Origin of the sequence: Krasilnikovia cinnamomea, from assembly GCF_004217545.1 — a bacterium.
GTDB lineage: Bacteria > Actinomycetota > Actinomycetes > Mycobacteriales > Micromonosporaceae > Actinoplanes > Actinoplanes cinnamomeus.
This window is the reverse complement of the sequence record NZ_SHKY01000001.1, coordinates 4,983,083-4,997,370: the sequence shown is the minus strand read 5'-3', so window position 1 is coordinate 4,997,370 and position 14,288 is coordinate 4,983,083. Positions and strand designations below refer to the sequence as shown.

Below are 14,288 nucleotides of genomic sequence, written 5' to 3'. Positions count from 1 at the left end.
TGGGCGCGTGACAGTACGCGTACGTTTCGCCCCGTCGCCGACCGGAATGTTCCACGTCGGCGGCGCCCGCTCCGCCCTGCAGAACTGGATCGTCGCCCAGCAGACGCAGGGCGTGTTCGTCCTGCGGATCGAGGACACCGACGCCGCCCGCAACCGTCCCGAGTGGACCGAGGGCATCCTCTCCGCGCTGGACTGGATCGGCATCAAGCGCGGCACGTACGAGGGCCCGCACTACCAGTCGTCGTACGCGGCCGACCACACCGCCGCCGCCACCCGCCTGTACGCCGAGGGCCGGGCCTACTACTGCGACTGCACCCGCGAGGACGCCGTCGCGCGGACGGGCAACAAGCACACCGGCTACGACGGCTTCTGCCGCGACCGCGGGCTCGGGCCGGGTGAGGGCCGGGCGCTGCGTTTCCGTACGCCGGACGAGGGCGAGACCGTGGTGGTCGACCTGGTCCGTGGCGAGCCGACGTTCGAGAACCGGCTGATCGAGGACTTCGTCATCGCCCGCAGCGACGGCTCGGCGGTGTTCCTTCTGGCCAACGTGGTGGACGACATGTCGATGGGCATCACCCACGTGATCCGCGCCGAGGAGCACCTGCCCAACACGCCGAAGCAGCAGCTGCTGTGGGAGGCGCTGGGGGTCAAGCCGCCGGTGTGGGCGCACGTGCCGGTCATCGTCAACGAGAAGCGGCAGAAGCTGTCCAAGCGCCGGGACAAGGTGGCGCTGGAGGCGTACCGGGACGAGGGCTACCTCGCCGACGCGATGCGCAACTACCTGATGCTGCTGGGCTGGGCGCCCTCGGGCGACCGGGAGATCGTGCCGTGGTCCGTGGTCGAGAGTGAGTTCCGGCTCGAGGACGTGAACCACTCCCCCGCGTTCTTCGACGTCAAGAAGCTGCGCGCGTTCAACGGCGAGTACATCCGGGCGCTGTCCGAGCAGGACTTCGTCGCGGCGTGCGCGCCGTGGCTGCACGGCACGCAGACGATCCCGGCACCGCCGTGGCGCCCGGAGGCGTTCGACGCGGCCCTGTTCGCGGCGGTGGCCCCGCTGGCGCAGACCCGGATCGCGGTGCTCGGCGAGATCGTCGAGTACGTCGACTTCCTCTTCCTCGACGAGCCACCGGCCGACGACGCGTCCTGGGCAAAGGCCATGAAGGAGGGCGCAGCGGACATCCTGGACGCCGCCGCCGAGGAGTTCGGCGCGCTCGCCACCTGGACCGCGGAACCGCTCAAGGCCGCACTGGAACGGGTCGGCGAGCAGCGCGGGCTGAAGCTGGGCAAGACGCAGGCGCCGATCCGGGTCGCGGTGACCGGGCGCACGGTGGGCCTGCCCCTCTTCGAGTCCCTCGAGGTGCTCGGCCGGGAGCGTGTGCTGGCCCGGCTCGCGGCGGCCCGCGCGCGTCTCGCGGGGTGATCTCAGACACCGGTTGAACCCACCGGCGCCGCCCGCCGACCGCCTTTGCCGCGCTCGGCGGGCCCGATTACCGCCAATGGCCCGGTTTCCATGGCGGACAGTCGCGCCGACGTGACGGTCGGCTGAATTCACCCGTCATCTGCACGGGTGACCATGCCCCCACCATCTTGCCGCCGGTGGGTACTATTCGGCCGCTGATCAACGGCTGTCGTCGCCGCTCAGCCAATCCCAGTCAGCCGCAGTTCAGCCTATCGGCAGATGCGCGCCGACCACCGTCCGGGAAAGGCTGGCAGTACCGCGCCGTGCCGGCGCCGGACCTCACCTGTCCGCCGTGGCGCGACCAGCTCTACACAAAGCCATGTCCACGGGGCGGGGAGGCCGGACGATGGTACGAAGGGCTTTTGCACGATTCTTGGCGGCGACCGGAGCGACCGTGGCCGCGGTCGCCCTCGCGTTCGGACTCATGCCCTCGGCCCATGCCGCGTCGCGACCGCCCGCGAGCATCCGGACACTCGTCGCCACCGATGCCGCGGCCGGGCCGTTGGCCGGGCCCAAGGCACCCCCGGGCCCGACCTCCCTGGAGATCACCGGCAAGGAGTTCGAGGGCAAGCTCGTCCTCGAGGCGGCCGTGCAACGGCAGCTCTTCGACCGGATGCTCAGCGAGGTGAGCTGGCTGTCCGGCGCGCGGTCCCAGACGGTCGCGCCGCCGGCGAACCGGCTCGGCCCCAAGTACACGGTCACCGTGCTGGTCAAGGGCGAGCCGTTCCGGGTGTTCGAGCTGTTCCCCCTGGCCAAGGGCGGCCCGCGCGCGCACCGCCCCGGCCGCCAGCCGGAGGGCAAGAGCTCGGACGCCTGGTTCTACGGGCGGCTGAGCATGCGCGAGTCGCTGCGGGCCAGCGGGGTGCCGCTGGAGCCGAAGCCGGACGTCCTCAGCGGCGGCATCGGCGGCGGCATCGGTCAGCAGGTCGAGGTCGAGGAGCTGGACGCGGCGGCCGGGGTCGACGCCCTGCTGACCGAGATGCGCGAGCTGCTGATGCTCAATGGCGCGGTCGTCGTGCTCATCATGATCGGCCTCGGCAGCATCGCGTTCCTGATCCGCCGCAAGGTCTGACGCCGGGGCCAACGCTCGGATCATCGCTGCTCGGCGGCCACCTCGACGAGCCGGACCAGGTCCTCCAGGTCCGCGTCGAACTCCGCGGCCGCGTCCACCTGCGCCACGTCGTCGCCCGGTGGCAGCCCGCCGGTGACCTCCCCGGTCGTGTAGCCGAGCAGGAACGCGCAGATCATCCGGGTCAGCCGGGGCACGGCTGGGGCCGACACGCCCGCGTCGTGCAGGGTGCCGCGCAGCGCGGCGGTCAGCCAGGACGCGGAGGCTCCGGCCGCGGGCCGGTTCAACAACAACGGGTACGCGGCCGGATGCTTGCGGGCGAGCGCCCGTACGGCCCGGCCCAGGGCACGCAGCCGGTCACGCCAGTCGATGTCGGACAGTTCCGACCCGTACTCGGTGCCGAGTTCGCTGTGCAACAGGTCGACGAGCCCGTCGAGCAGAGCGTCCTTGCCCCCGACGTACGGATAGAGAGCCATCGAGGTCAGCCCGACGCGCTCCGCGACGGCCCGCATCGACATCGCACCGAGCCCCTGCTCGTCGACGAGGGCAAGCGCCTGGTCGAGGATGAGCCGCCGTTTGTCGTCCACCACGTCACGGTGTCCGGGCGAGTGCCCCCGCGCCGCCGGACGCGCCCGTTGCCGCCCCACCAACCACCCGAGCGGGTGAGCCGGGCGGGTGAGCCGGGCGGGCTAGCAGCACCAGCCGGGCTGGCTGGCGGCACCAGCCGGGCGGGCTAGCACCACCGGCCGGGCGGGCGGCCTCGGCCGGTCGCGCGGCGGCGCGGGCGGACCGCGCCGTGCAGGTGGGCGCCGGCCCAGCCGTGCAGGGATGTCCGGCAGCCGCCGCGGTGCGGCACGTCGCCGACCGGCTCCTCGGCGGAGACCGGGACGGTCGCGGCGGGCTGCGGATCGTCGGCGGGGATCGGATCGTCGTCGGCTGCCACCTGGCTGCCCGGTTGCTCCGTCATCTCGCCTCCCCTCGCCGTGCCGTCCGTCCGCGTGCCACGTCGTTTCATCGGCACCACACGGCCCGGGTTAACCCTCCGGCCGTGCCGTGGCCGGCAATGCTAGGCGAAACCATGCCAGGTCACCGACCGAAGTCGCACCCGGGGCGCACCGCGATTTCGGACACCCGAGCCCAAGCCGGGGCACATGGCCGGAAAAATTTCTCGCGGATCGGCCCGGGACGGAAAATCCGGCGCCCGCGCGGAGCGGTGGGCCCGGACGTGACAGGCTGGATCACGTGGCACAGAAGGTGACGCCGGGTGCGGGGGCGGACAAGCCGCCGCTGGCCGCCACACTGCGCCGCATCGAGCAGCGGGCCGGTGCCCTGGCCACCGCCAGCGTCAGCCGGATGGACGAGACCCTGCCGTGGTTCCGGGCGCTGCCCGCGGACCAGCGCTCGTGGGTCATGCTCGTGGCCCAGGCGGGCGTGCGCTCGCTGGTGGAGTGGCTGCGCTCGGGCGGCGCCGCGGCCAGCAGCCCGCAGGAGATCTCCGACGAGGTGTTCGCCGCGGCACCCCGGGCCCTCGCCCGGTCGATCACGCTGACCCAGACGGTCCAGCTGATCAAGGTCACCATCGACGTGGCCGAGTCCCAGGTGCGCGTGCTGGCAGCGGCCGGCGAGGAGGAGGCGCTCACCACGGCCATCCTCAAGTTCTCCCGGGAGATCGCGTTCTCGGCCGCCCGCGTGTACGCCCGCGCCGCCGAGTCGCGGGGCGCCTGGGACGCCCGGCTGCAGGCCCTGCTGGTGGACGCGCTGCTGCGCGGCGACTCCCCGGACGTACTGGCCAGCCGGGCCGCCGCGCTGGGCTGGGCGGACGCCCCGCCGGTGGCGGTGGTGGTCGGCCGCTCCCCGGGCGGCGACATCACCGCGGTGCTGCACACGGTCTACCGGGCGGCCCGCCGCGCCCGGATCGAGGTGATCAGCGGGGTGCACGGCGACCGGCTCGTGGTGGTGATGGGTGGGGCGCTGGACCCGCTGGCCACCGCCGGGCACCTGGCCGGGAGCTTCGGCGAGGGCCCGATCGTGGTCGGGCCGGCGGTGCCGTCGCTGGACCAGGCCACGGAGTCGGCGCGGGCCGCCCTCGCGGGTTTCCGGGCGGCCCCGGCCTGGCCGGGTGCGCCGGTCCCCGTCGCGGCGGACGCCCTGCTGCCCGAGCGGGCCCTGGCCGGGGACCTGGAGGCGCGGCGGGCGCTGCGGCACGATGCGTACGGTGCGGTGCTGCGGGCCGGTGGCGGCCTGCTGGAGACGCTGGACGCCTTCTTCTCCGCCGGTGCCGTCCTGGAGAGCGCGGCCCGCGAGCTGTACGTGCACCCGAACACGGTGCGCTACCGGCTCAAGCGGGTCGCCGAGGTGACCGGGCTGTCGCCGCTGGACGGCCGGGACGCGTTCGCGCTGCGGATGGCGCTGGCGATCGGCCGCCTTGACCCAGCAGGCTGACAAACCCGTACAAATCTCAGGTATCGGTCTTGCTTTTGTAGGAATACCACAACGCTGGTAGTACGGTTTCGTGCCTGGCGGCTACCGCGCCGCGGCCGGACATCCGGAAGAGTCAAGGCGTGCTCGCCGTACTCTCGCCCGGACAGGGCGCCCAGAAGCCCGGATTCCTCGCCACCTGGCTGGAACTGCCCGGTGCCGAGGCCCGGCTGCGGTGGTGGTCCGCCCTCTCCGGCGTCGACCTGATCCACCTCGGCACCGAGGCCGGCGCCGACGAGATCAAGGACACCGCGCGCACCCAGCCGCTGCTGGTGGCGGCCGCCCTGCTGGCCGCCGAGCACCTGCCCCTGTACGACGTCGGCCTGGTCGCCGGGCACAGCGTCGGCGAGCTGAGCGCCGCCGCCCTCGCCGGGGTGCTGCCCGCCGAGGCGGCCGTCACCCTCGCCGGGGTCCGCGGCCGCGAGATGGCCGCCGCGTGCGCCCTCGAACCGACCGGCATGTCCGCCGTGCTGGGCGGCGACGAGGCCGAGGTGCTGGCCGCGATCGAGGCGGCCGGTCTGCACCCGGCCAACCGCAACGGCGCCGGACAGATCGTGGCCGCCGGGGCGACCGAGGCGCTCGGCAAGTTCGCCGCCGAGCCGCCGGCGAAGACCCGGATCATCTCCCTGCCGGTCGCGGGCGCGTTCCACAGCCCGTACATGGCGCCGGCCGAGCGGGCACTCGCCGCGCTGGCCGGCGGGGTGACCGTGAGCGATCCGGCCCGCATCCTGCTGTCCAACCTCGACGGCGCCGCGGTCGTGCACGGCCGCGAGGTGCTGCAGCGCCTGGTCCGCCAGGTGACCGCGCCGGTGCGCTGGGACCTGTGCATGCGTACGCTGCGCGACCTCGGGGTGACCGGGGTCATCGAGCTGCCGCCCGCCGGCACCCTGGCCGGACTGATCAAGCGCGAGCTCAAGCCGTACGGCGTTCCCGAGATCGTCACCCTCAACTCCCCGGATGACCTGCCGGCCGCGCGCGACCTGATCGCCCGGCACGGCGTGGCGCCCAGCCTTGAGCCGACCCCGCTGTTCCGCGTGGTGGTCGCCGCGAGCGCGGGCACGTTCCAGCCTGCCGAGGGCCTCGACGAGGGCCACGACGTGCGTACCGGCCAGATCGTCGGACAGATCGTCACCCGGCAGGGCAACGTGGAGGTGGCGGCACACGCCGCCGGGGTACTCACCGAGTGGCTCGCCCACCACGACGACCCGGTGGCGCCTGGCCAGCCGGTCGCCCGCATCGGCGGACACCAGTGACCCGAGGGATCGCGACAGAAGGAGCAGGAGCATGACGGCGGGTTCCCGCATCGTCGCGATGGGCCACTACCAGCCCGCGCGCGTCGTCACCAACGACGACCTGGCCAAGATCATCGAAACCAACGACGAGTGGATCCGCGACCGGGTCGGCATCGCCGAGCGGCGCGTGGCCGACTCCGAGACGGTGGCGGACATGGCCACGGCCGCCGCGGAGAAGGCCCTGGCCAACTCCGGGCTGACCGCCGGCGACATCGACCTCGTCACGGTGGCCACCTGCTCCTCGATCGACCGGTGCCCGAACGTCGCCACCCGGGTCGCGGCCCGGCTGGGCATCACCGCCCCGGCCGCGTACGACCTGAACACCGCGTGCTCCGGCTTCTCGTACGCGCTGGGCACCGCCGACCACGCCATCCGCGCCGGCGCGGCCCGCAACGCGCTGGTTATCGGCGCGGAGAAGCTGTCCGACGTCACCGACTGGACCGACCGCACCACCGCCGTGCTGTTCGGCGACGGCGCGGGCGCGGCCGTGGTCACCGCGGTGCCCGACGGTGAGCAGCCCGGCGTCGGGCCGGTGCTGTGGGGCTCCGTGCCCGACAAGGGCGACGTGCTGCGCATCGAGGGCTGGCGGCCGTACATCCAGCAGGAGGGCCAGATCGTCTTCCGCTGGGCGACCACGGCGCTGCCGCCGTTCGCGCGGCAGACCTGCGAGAAGGCCGGGGTGACGCCGGAGGAGCTGGCCGCGTTCGTTCCGCACCAGGCCAACACCCGCATCATCGACGGCATCGTCAAACGGCTCGGCCTCGGCCCCAACGTCGTCGTGGCCAAGGACATCGTCGAGTCCGGCAACACCTCCGCGGCAAGCATGCCGCTGGCCCTGTCCAAGCTGATCGAGCGCCGCGAGGTGCCCTCGGGCGCCCCGGTCCTGCTGTTCGGCTTCGGCGGCGGCCTCACCTACGCCGGCCAGGTCGTTCGCTGTCCCTGAGCAGCCCGTCCGGCCGCAAGGCAAGTCCCACCACCGAGAGGAAACCAACCGACAATGGCAACCCGCGCTGAGATCACGTCCGGCCTCGCCGAGATCCTGGAGGAGGTCGCCGGGGTGAACCCGGACGACGTCGCCGAGGAGAAGTCCTTCACCGACGACCTGGACGTCGACTCGCTGTCCATGGTCGAGGTCGTGGTGGCCGCCGAGGAGAAGTTCGGCGTCAAGATCCCCGACAACGAGGTGCAGAACCTCAAGACCGTCGGCGACGCCGTCTCCTACATCGAGGCGAACCACTGACATGAGCAGCACCGACGTCGTCGTCACCGGGCTCGGCGCGACCACCCCGTTGGGCGGGGACGTCGCGTCCACCTGGGACGCCATGCTGGCCGGCCGCTCCGGGGTGAGTCCGCTCACCCAGGAGTGGGCCGGCCAACTCTCCGTACGCATCGCCGCGCAGCTCGCGGTCGAGCCCTCCGAAGTGATCGACCGGGTGCAACTGCGCCGGCTCGACCGGTCCGAGGCGATCGCGTTGATCGCCTCGCGGCAGGCCTGGGCCGACTCGGGCCTGGCCGACGCCGGCCTCGACCCCGAGCGGCTCGCCGTCAGCTTCGGCAGCGGCATCGGCGGTGCGCAGACGCTGCTGGCCCAGGACGACATCCTGGAGCAGTCCGGACCGCGCCGGGTCAGCCCGCACACCGTGCCCATGCTCATGCCGAACGGCCCCGCGGCCTGGATCGGCCTGGAACTGGGCGCGCAGGCCGGCGTGCACTCGATGGCCAGCGCGTGCGCCACCGGCGCCGAGGCGCTGGCCTGGGGCCTCGACATCATCCGCTCCGGCCGGGCCGACGTGGTCATGGCCGGCGGCACCGAGGCCGTCATCCACCCGCTGCCCATCGCGGGCTTCGCCGCCATGCGCGCCATGTCCACCCGCAACGACGAACCGCAGAAGGCGTCCCGGCCGTGGGACAAGGCCCGCGACGGGTTCGTCCTCGGCGAGGGCGCCGCCGCGATCGTGCTGGAGCGGGCCGACCACGCGGCCGCCCGCGGCGCCACCGTGTACGCGCGGCTGGCCGGGGCCGGCATGACCTCCGACGGCTACGACATCGTCCAGCCGCACCCGCAGGCACAGGGCGGCATCCGGGCGATGAAGCGGGCCGTGCAGGACGCCGGCCTCACCCCGGCCGACGTGATGCACGTCAACGCCCACGCCACCGCCACCCCGGTCGGTGACATGGCGGAGATCCACGGCGTGCGTACGGCCATCGGCGAGCACCCGGTGCTCACCTCCACCAAGTCGATGTCGGGACACCTGCTCGGTGCCGCCGGGGCGCTGGAGTCCATCGCCACGATCCTGGCCATCCGGGACGGCGTGGTACCCCCCACGATCAACCTCGACGACCCCGACGACGCGCTCACCCTCGACGTCGCCGCGCACAAGGCCCGGCACATGGAGATCCCGGCGGCGCTGAACAACTCGTTCGGCTTCGGTGGCCACAACGTGGCGTTGATCTTCACCCGCGCCTGACCCCCCCTCGCCCCCCGACTTGGAGACCGCACCGTGACCGCTACGCTTCCCGTCACCGATCCGTCCACAGTCGACCAACGCGACCCCGAACTGCGGCTGAAGTCGCTGTTCGACGCCGGCACCCTGCGCCTGCTCGCTCCCCGCGACGACTCGGGGGTGCTGTGGGCGCGCGGCGAGGTGGACGGCACCCCGGCCATCGCGTTCGCCACCGACGGCACCCGCATGGGCGGGGCCATGGGCCTCGAGGGCTGCCAGCACATCGTCGACGCGATCGACACCGCGATCCGGGAGCGGGTTCCGGTGCTGGGGCTCTGGCACTCCGGCGGGGCCCGCCTCGCCGAGGGTGTGGTCGCCCTCGACGCGGTCGGCCAGGTGTTCGCGGCCATGGTGCGGGCCTCCGGCCGGGTGCCGCAGATCTCGGTGGTGTTCGGCCCGGCGGCCGGCGGCGCAGCGTACGGGCCCGCGCTCACCGACATCGTCATCATGAGCAAGGGCGGCCGGATCTTCGTGACCGGCCCCGAGGTGGTCCGCAGCGTCACCGGCGAGCAGGTCGACATGGAACGCCTGGGCGGCCCCGAGCCGCACGGGCGGCGGTCCGGCGTCGTGCACGTGACCACCAAGGACGACGAGACCGCGATCGGTGAGGCCCGCAGGCTCACCGTGCTGCTGGGCCGTCAGGGCCGGCTGAGCCCGCCCGACGTGGCCGAGTCCACGGCCGGGCACGACCTCGGTGCGGCCATGCCGACCGAGGCCAACCGGGCGTACGACGTCAAGCCGGTGGTCAAGGCACTGCTCGACGAGCCGGGCGTGGAGCTGCACGCCAAGTGGGCCCCGAACGTCGTGACCACCCTGGGCCGCTTCGCCGGCCGTACGGTCGGGGTGATCGCGAACAACCCGCTGCGGCTCGGCGGCTGCCTCGACGCGTCCAGCGCCGAGAAGGCCGCCCGGTTCGTGCGGATGTGCGACTCGCTCGGGGTGCCGCTGATCGTGCTCGTGGACGTGCCCGGCTACCTGCCCGGCCTCGGCCAGGAGTGGGACGGCGTGGTACGCCGCGGCGCGAAACTGCTGCACGCGTTCGCCGAGGCGGTGGTGCCCCGGGTGACCCTGGTGACCCGCAAGGCGTACGGCGGCGCGTACATCGCCATGAACTCCCGTTCGCTGGGCGCCACCGCGGTGTTCGCCTGGCCGTCGGCGGAGGTCGCGGTGATGGGCGCGAGCGCGGCGGTCAACATCCTGCACCGCAAGAAGCTCGCGGCGGCCCCGCACGAGCAGCGCGAGGCGCTGCGCACGGAGCTGATCGAGGAGCAGACCAAGGTCGCGGGCGGGGTGAACCGGGCGCTGGAGATCGGCGTGGTGGACGCCGTGATCGAGCCGCAGGAGACGCGTCGGCGGATCGCCGAGGCGCTCGCCAACGCCCCGGCGGCGCGCGGCGCACACGGCAACATCCCGCTCTGACCACATCGCACTGAACGCTGAAGCGCCCGGCCGGATGATCCGGCCGGGCGCGTCGTCGTGCGCCGCCGTCCAAGGCCGGCGTCCGGGCCGCCGTCAAGGCCGGCCTCCAGGCCGGCCCCCAGGCCGGATTGACGCTGAGCTCAAGCTTGTCGACGCTTGGGGTTGCCCCGGCTGTGGGCCGACGTCATCCACTCCAGATCTTGAAGACTCACGGTCAGCTCCGCGCCACAACTCCACAACTTCAGCGCAGGGCAGGCCTTCCGCGAGCGGCGGCCATCGGCGAGCGGCAGGGGCTTCGGCGAGCGGCGGCCTCCGCGAGCGGCAAGGGCTTCGGCGCGCGGCGGCCTCCGCGAGCGGCAAGGGCTTCGGCGAGCGGCGGCCTCCGCGAGCGGCGGCCGTTCGACGAGCGCGGCGGGCGTCAGTCCGCGCAAGCGCTGCGGGGCAGCCCCGCGACGGCGACCGGGGAACGGCCCGGCGCCTTCGCCTTGCCCGCGATCACGGCGGCCAGCGCGGTCAGCGACAGCTTGCTGGACGAGTACGTCGCCACGACCGTGGGCGAGCCCGCCGCCGGCAGCAGGTACGGCGCGTCCATCCCGACCGTGAGGGCGGCGTCGGCGCTCAGGTCGGTCTTGCGGTCCCCGAACCCGGCGAGATGGATGACCGTGCCGCCCGACGGCTGCACCCGCACGCCCGCGTCCCGCAGCGCCGTCTCCAGGGTGCCGCGGGCGAGCTCGCGCCCACCGGACGCGGTGACCGTGACGGGGCCGGAGACCAGCGGGCCGGAGCAGCGACCCCGCAGGACGGTGATCGAGGCGGCGTCGGCGGCCAGCACGGCCCGCTGATGCTCGGCCGAGCCGAGCACGGACAGCTCCGGCTGCGACTTGCCCGCGGCGCGGAACTTGAGGGTCAGGATCCGGGTGACCGCCTCGACCAGGCGCGGGCGCGGCAGGCTGGCGTCCTTGAGACCGGCCAGGATGCCGTCCCGGGCGGCGGCGATGTCCGGCGGCATGAGCAGCACGTCGTTGCCGGCGTTGAGGGCGCGCACGGCCGCCTCCCCGGCGGGCCACTTCTTCGCCGGTGCCATGTTCATCGCGTCGGTGACCGCGACGCCGGTGAACTTCAGCTGGCCGCGCAGCACGTCCGTCATGATCTTGCGGGAGAAGGTGGCGGGCACCCCCGGGTCGATCGCGGTGAGGTCGAGGTGGCCGGACATCACCACGCCCGCCCCGGCGTCGATGCCCGCGGCGAACGGCGGCCAGTCCTGCCGCTGCAGCGCGGACCGGCTCTGCGCCACCACGGGCAGCTCGTCGTGGCTGTCGCCGGTGGTGTGCCCGTGGCCGGGGAAGTGTTTGAGCGCGGCGGCCACCCCGGCGTCCTGCAGGCCGCGCACGGCCGCGGCGACCTGGGCGCCGTTGGCCTTCGGGTCGTCACCGTACGAGCGGGAGCCGATCACCGAGCTGCCCCGCGACCCGAGGGTGTCGGCGACCGGCGCGAAGTCCACCGTGATGCCCATGGCGGCCAGTTCGGTACCGGCGGCGCGCCACGCGGCCTCGGTGAGCCGGGGCTGCCGGGCGGCCCCGAATCCCATCGCCGAGGGGAGCATGGTGACGCCGTCCGTGACGCGGGTGACCACGCCGTACTCCTGGTCGGTGCCGATGAGCAGCGGGACCTGCGCGGGCGTCCGCGCGGCGGCGCTCTGCAGCCCGGCGGTGAGCGCCCGGACCTGTCGCGGGTTCTCGACGTTCGTGGCGGGGTTGGTGTCGGCGGTGGGGTCACCCGCCGTGAAGCCGACCAGGATCAGCCCGCCGAGGCGGAACTTCGTCACCATCTCGGCCGGCGTGTTCACGCCCCCGATCCGCTGGTTGCCCGCGGCGGAGACCTTGTCGACCTCGGTCGCCGAGTTTCCGTACGCGTACGGCATGAGCACCTGCCCGGCCAGGTCCTCGTCGGTGAGCTTGGCGGCGACGGCGGCCGCCCGCGCGGCCGGGTCACCGGCCGGGGCCTGCGCCGACGGCGCGGCGGCGGTGGACGGCGTGGCGCTGGGTGCGCTGGCCGGTGGGGCGGGATCGTCGCCACACGCCGCGGCCAGCAGAACCAGAGGTAAGGCCGACGCGATCCGGAACACCTTTCTCACGGGCGTCATTGGAACAGGTCCTCGCAACCTCGGCACAATCCGGTGTACGGGTGATCCCGTCATCCGACCCGGGTCAGCAGCGTGACGGGTGCGCCGTCGCCCGCGTAGCGGTACGGCTCCAGTTCGGCGTCCCACGCGGTGCCGAGGGCCTTCTCCAGGGCGTGGGGCAGCGCCTCCGGGGCCCGGACCGAGGCCATGATCGAACGCAGCCGGTCCTCGCCGATCTGGATGTCGCCCGAGGCGCCCGTGGTGCCGCGGAACAGTCCGCGCCCGGGCACGTGCATGAAGCGCTCCCCGTCGCAGCCGGGGCTGGGTTCCTCGGTCACCTCGAAACGGACCATGGGCCACTGCCGGAGGGCAGCAGCCAGCTCCGCGCCGGTCCCGGGGCGCCCGGTCCAACTGCACTCCGAGCGGCGAGCGCCGGGGTCGACCGGCTGGGCCGTCCAGTGCAGGTTGACCGGCGCAGTCAGGACGCGCGCGATCGCCCACTCGACGTGCTGGCACACGGCGAGCGGGGTCGAGTGGACGTATACGACGCCACACGTTGGCACGGTGACCTCCCGGGGACCGAGGTGCGTCTTCCCCTACGACCTCGACCGCGGTTGATCGTGTCCCATGATGCCGGGTGGTACGGATGGTGCGCCAGAGAAACCGCAATATCGACAATGAGACTGGCCGTAGTGGCACACCCTGCTCAACGTTCGGACCCGGTCCGGCGGCACGGCATTCGCCGGAGCGTGTAGGATTGCCGCGGCGTTTTCTGCGACCACCCTGTCTTTTCCCGCTTCGCAACCCAGCTTCTCAAGGAGTACCGCCGTGGCGAGCAACACCTCCAAGACCGCCCGCGCATCAGTCCGCGCCGGCCAGGCTGGTCAGAGCGGCGCCCTCAGCGTGCTCGGTGAGTTCAAGTACCTCATCCCGCTGGCCAACGGCCGCTTCGCGTACGTGCGCAACCTGACCAACGGCAAGACCAACCACCTCAAGACCGACTCCGAGGCGTTCGTCGAGGAGATCCGGGTCCTGTCCGCCGCCGGGCACGGCGCCAAGATCCGGGCCGAGCTGGGCGCGCTCAGCGAGGCGCACCCGAACGACGGCTGGGCCGACACCGAGAAGCGTCTCGTGGACGCCGGCGTCTTCGAGGGCTGAGTCCGGCACGCCGCACCGCATACGCCAAACGCCCTCCCGGCCCGCGCCGGGAGGGCGTTTCGCGCTGTCCGGGCGGGTCAGGAAAGCTGCTCGACCCAGCCGGTGTCGAGGTCGTAGACCGCGCCGACCACGTCGACCCGGCCCGCCGCGACGGCCTGCGCCACTCCGGGCATGTCCCGCAGCCGCCGCACCGTACGGGTCACGTGCGCGCGCATCGCCTTCTCCGCCGCGTCCGGGTCGTCCGGGCCGACCGCCAGCACGGCGGGCGTGATCTCGTCGACCAGGTAGCCCACGTCGCCGTCGGGGCGCTGTCCCGTCCGTACCGCCTCCACGGTGGCGGCCACCGCGCCGCAGCGGGCATGCCCGAGCACCATGATCAGCGGGACGCCGAGGGCGCTGACCGCGAAGCCGATCGAGCCGAGCACGGCGCGGTCCACGACCTCCCCGCCGGAACGGACCACGCAGATCGATCCGAAGCTCTGGTCGAAGATCGCTTCCAGGGGAACCCGCGAGTCGATGCAGCCGAGGACCACGGCGTGCGGCTGCTGACCGCCGGAGGTGGCGGCCGCGGCGGCGACCTCGTGGCCGTGCTCGGGCCGTCCGGTGACGAAGCGCCGGTTGCCGGCCATGAGGGCGGCCAGCGCGTCACCCGGGCGGGTGATCGGCACGGCGGGCGCGATGCCGGAAGCGGCGGCGGAATCGGGCTGGGCGGCGGGCGAGGTGGCCGTCATAAGCCCTGATTGTCGCCGAGCCACCGGTCCAGGACAGCTACTGCGAGCGAGATCAC

The 14,288-nt window shown here is 73.3% G+C and carries 14 protein-coding genes; 9 read left to right on the top strand and 5 right to left on the bottom strand.

Going from position 1 to position 14,288, the window contains the following annotated elements:
• The first annotated feature begins 7 nt into the window (after positions 1 to 7).
• Both gltX and EV385_RS22935 read left to right on the top strand, forming a co-directional pair.
• Positions 8 to 1,420, top strand: a complete 1,413-nt coding sequence (gene gltX, locus EV385_RS22940) for a glutamate--tRNA ligase (RefSeq protein WP_130511323.1) — start codon at positions 8 to 10, stop codon at positions 1,418 to 1,420.
• Between the two features lie 433 nt (positions 1,421 to 1,853).
• Positions 1,854 to 2,531, top strand: a complete 678-nt coding sequence (locus EV385_RS22935; RefSeq protein WP_242625028.1) for a hypothetical protein — start codon at positions 1,854 to 1,856, stop codon at positions 2,529 to 2,531.
• Positions 2,532 to 2,551: 20 nt separating this feature from the next.
• On the opposite strand, the gene EV385_RS22930 is transcribed toward EV385_RS22935, so the two are convergent.
• Complete coding sequence (locus EV385_RS22930; protein ID WP_130511321.1) at positions 2,552 to 3,115, bottom strand: TetR/AcrR family transcriptional regulator; 564 nt, start codon at positions 3,113 to 3,115, stop codon at positions 2,552 to 2,554.
• A 146-nt stretch (positions 3,116 to 3,261) separates the two neighbouring features.
• Positions 3,262 to 3,495, bottom strand: a complete 234-nt coding sequence (locus EV385_RS22925) for a hypothetical protein (protein WP_242625027.1) — start codon at positions 3,493 to 3,495, stop codon at positions 3,262 to 3,264.
• 275 nt (positions 3,496 to 3,770) lie between these two features.
• Between EV385_RS22925 and EV385_RS22920 the strand changes: the two genes are divergently transcribed.
• The 6 genes from EV385_RS22920 (at position 3,771) to EV385_RS22895 (ending at position 10,221) form a co-directional block, all read left to right on the top strand.
• Positions 3,771 to 4,970 carry a PucR family transcriptional regulator gene (locus tag EV385_RS22920; RefSeq protein WP_242625026.1) on the top strand — a complete coding sequence of 400 codons (1,200 nt, stop codon included), beginning with the start codon at positions 3,771 to 3,773 and terminating at the stop codon, positions 4,968 to 4,970.
• Between the two features lie 119 nt (positions 4,971 to 5,089).
• Positions 5,090 to 6,259 carry an acyltransferase domain-containing protein gene (locus tag EV385_RS22915; RefSeq protein WP_130511320.1) on the top strand — a complete coding sequence of 390 codons (1,170 nt, stop codon included), beginning with the start codon at positions 5,090 to 5,092 and terminating at the stop codon, positions 6,257 to 6,259.
• A gap of 31 nt (positions 6,260 to 6,290) precedes the next feature.
• Positions 6,291 to 7,241 carry a beta-ketoacyl-ACP synthase III gene (locus EV385_RS22910; RefSeq protein ID WP_130511319.1) on the top strand — a complete coding sequence of 317 codons (951 nt, stop codon included), beginning with the start codon at positions 6,291 to 6,293 and terminating at the stop codon, positions 7,239 to 7,241.
• A 54-nt stretch (positions 7,242 to 7,295) separates the two neighbouring features.
• A complete protein-coding gene (locus tag EV385_RS22905; RefSeq protein WP_130511318.1) occupies positions 7,296 to 7,538 on the top strand; it encodes an acyl carrier protein in 243 nt (80 codons plus the stop codon).
• Position 7,539: 1 nt separating this feature from the next.
• Positions 7,540 to 8,766, top strand: coding sequence for a beta-ketoacyl-ACP synthase II (fabF, locus tag EV385_RS22900; protein ID WP_130511317.1), 1,227 nt, complete (start codon positions 7,540 to 7,542; stop codon positions 8,764 to 8,766).
• A gap of 33 nt (positions 8,767 to 8,799) precedes the next feature.
• A complete protein-coding gene (locus tag EV385_RS22895) occupies positions 8,800 to 10,221 on the top strand; it encodes an acyl-CoA carboxylase subunit beta (protein WP_130511316.1) in 1,422 nt (473 codons plus the stop codon).
• 418 nt (positions 10,222 to 10,639) lie between these two features.
• Here the strand turns inward: EV385_RS22895 and EV385_RS22890 are convergent, their stop codons facing one another.
• Positions 10,640 to 12,364, bottom strand: coding sequence for a glycoside hydrolase family 3 protein (locus EV385_RS22890; protein ID WP_130511315.1), 1,725 nt, complete (start codon positions 12,362 to 12,364; stop codon positions 10,640 to 10,642).
• Between the two features lie 50 nt (positions 12,365 to 12,414).
• Positions 12,415 to 12,906 carry a DUF3145 domain-containing protein gene (locus EV385_RS22885; protein WP_130511314.1) on the bottom strand — a complete coding sequence of 164 codons (492 nt, stop codon included), beginning with the start codon at positions 12,904 to 12,906 and terminating at the stop codon, positions 12,415 to 12,417.
• Between the two features lie 265 nt (positions 12,907 to 13,171).
• Between EV385_RS22885 and EV385_RS22880 the strand changes: the two genes are divergently transcribed.
• Positions 13,172 to 13,501: a hypothetical protein gene (locus EV385_RS22880; RefSeq protein ID WP_130511313.1), complete on the top strand. Its 330-nt coding sequence runs from the start codon at positions 13,172 to 13,174 to the stop codon at positions 13,499 to 13,501.
• Between the two features lie 77 nt (positions 13,502 to 13,578).
• On the opposite strand, the gene EV385_RS22875 is transcribed toward EV385_RS22880, so the two are convergent.
• A complete protein-coding gene (locus EV385_RS22875; RefSeq protein WP_207229903.1) occupies positions 13,579 to 14,232 on the bottom strand; it encodes a carbonic anhydrase in 654 nt (217 codons plus the stop codon).
• Positions 14,233 to 14,288: the final 56 nt, after the last annotated feature.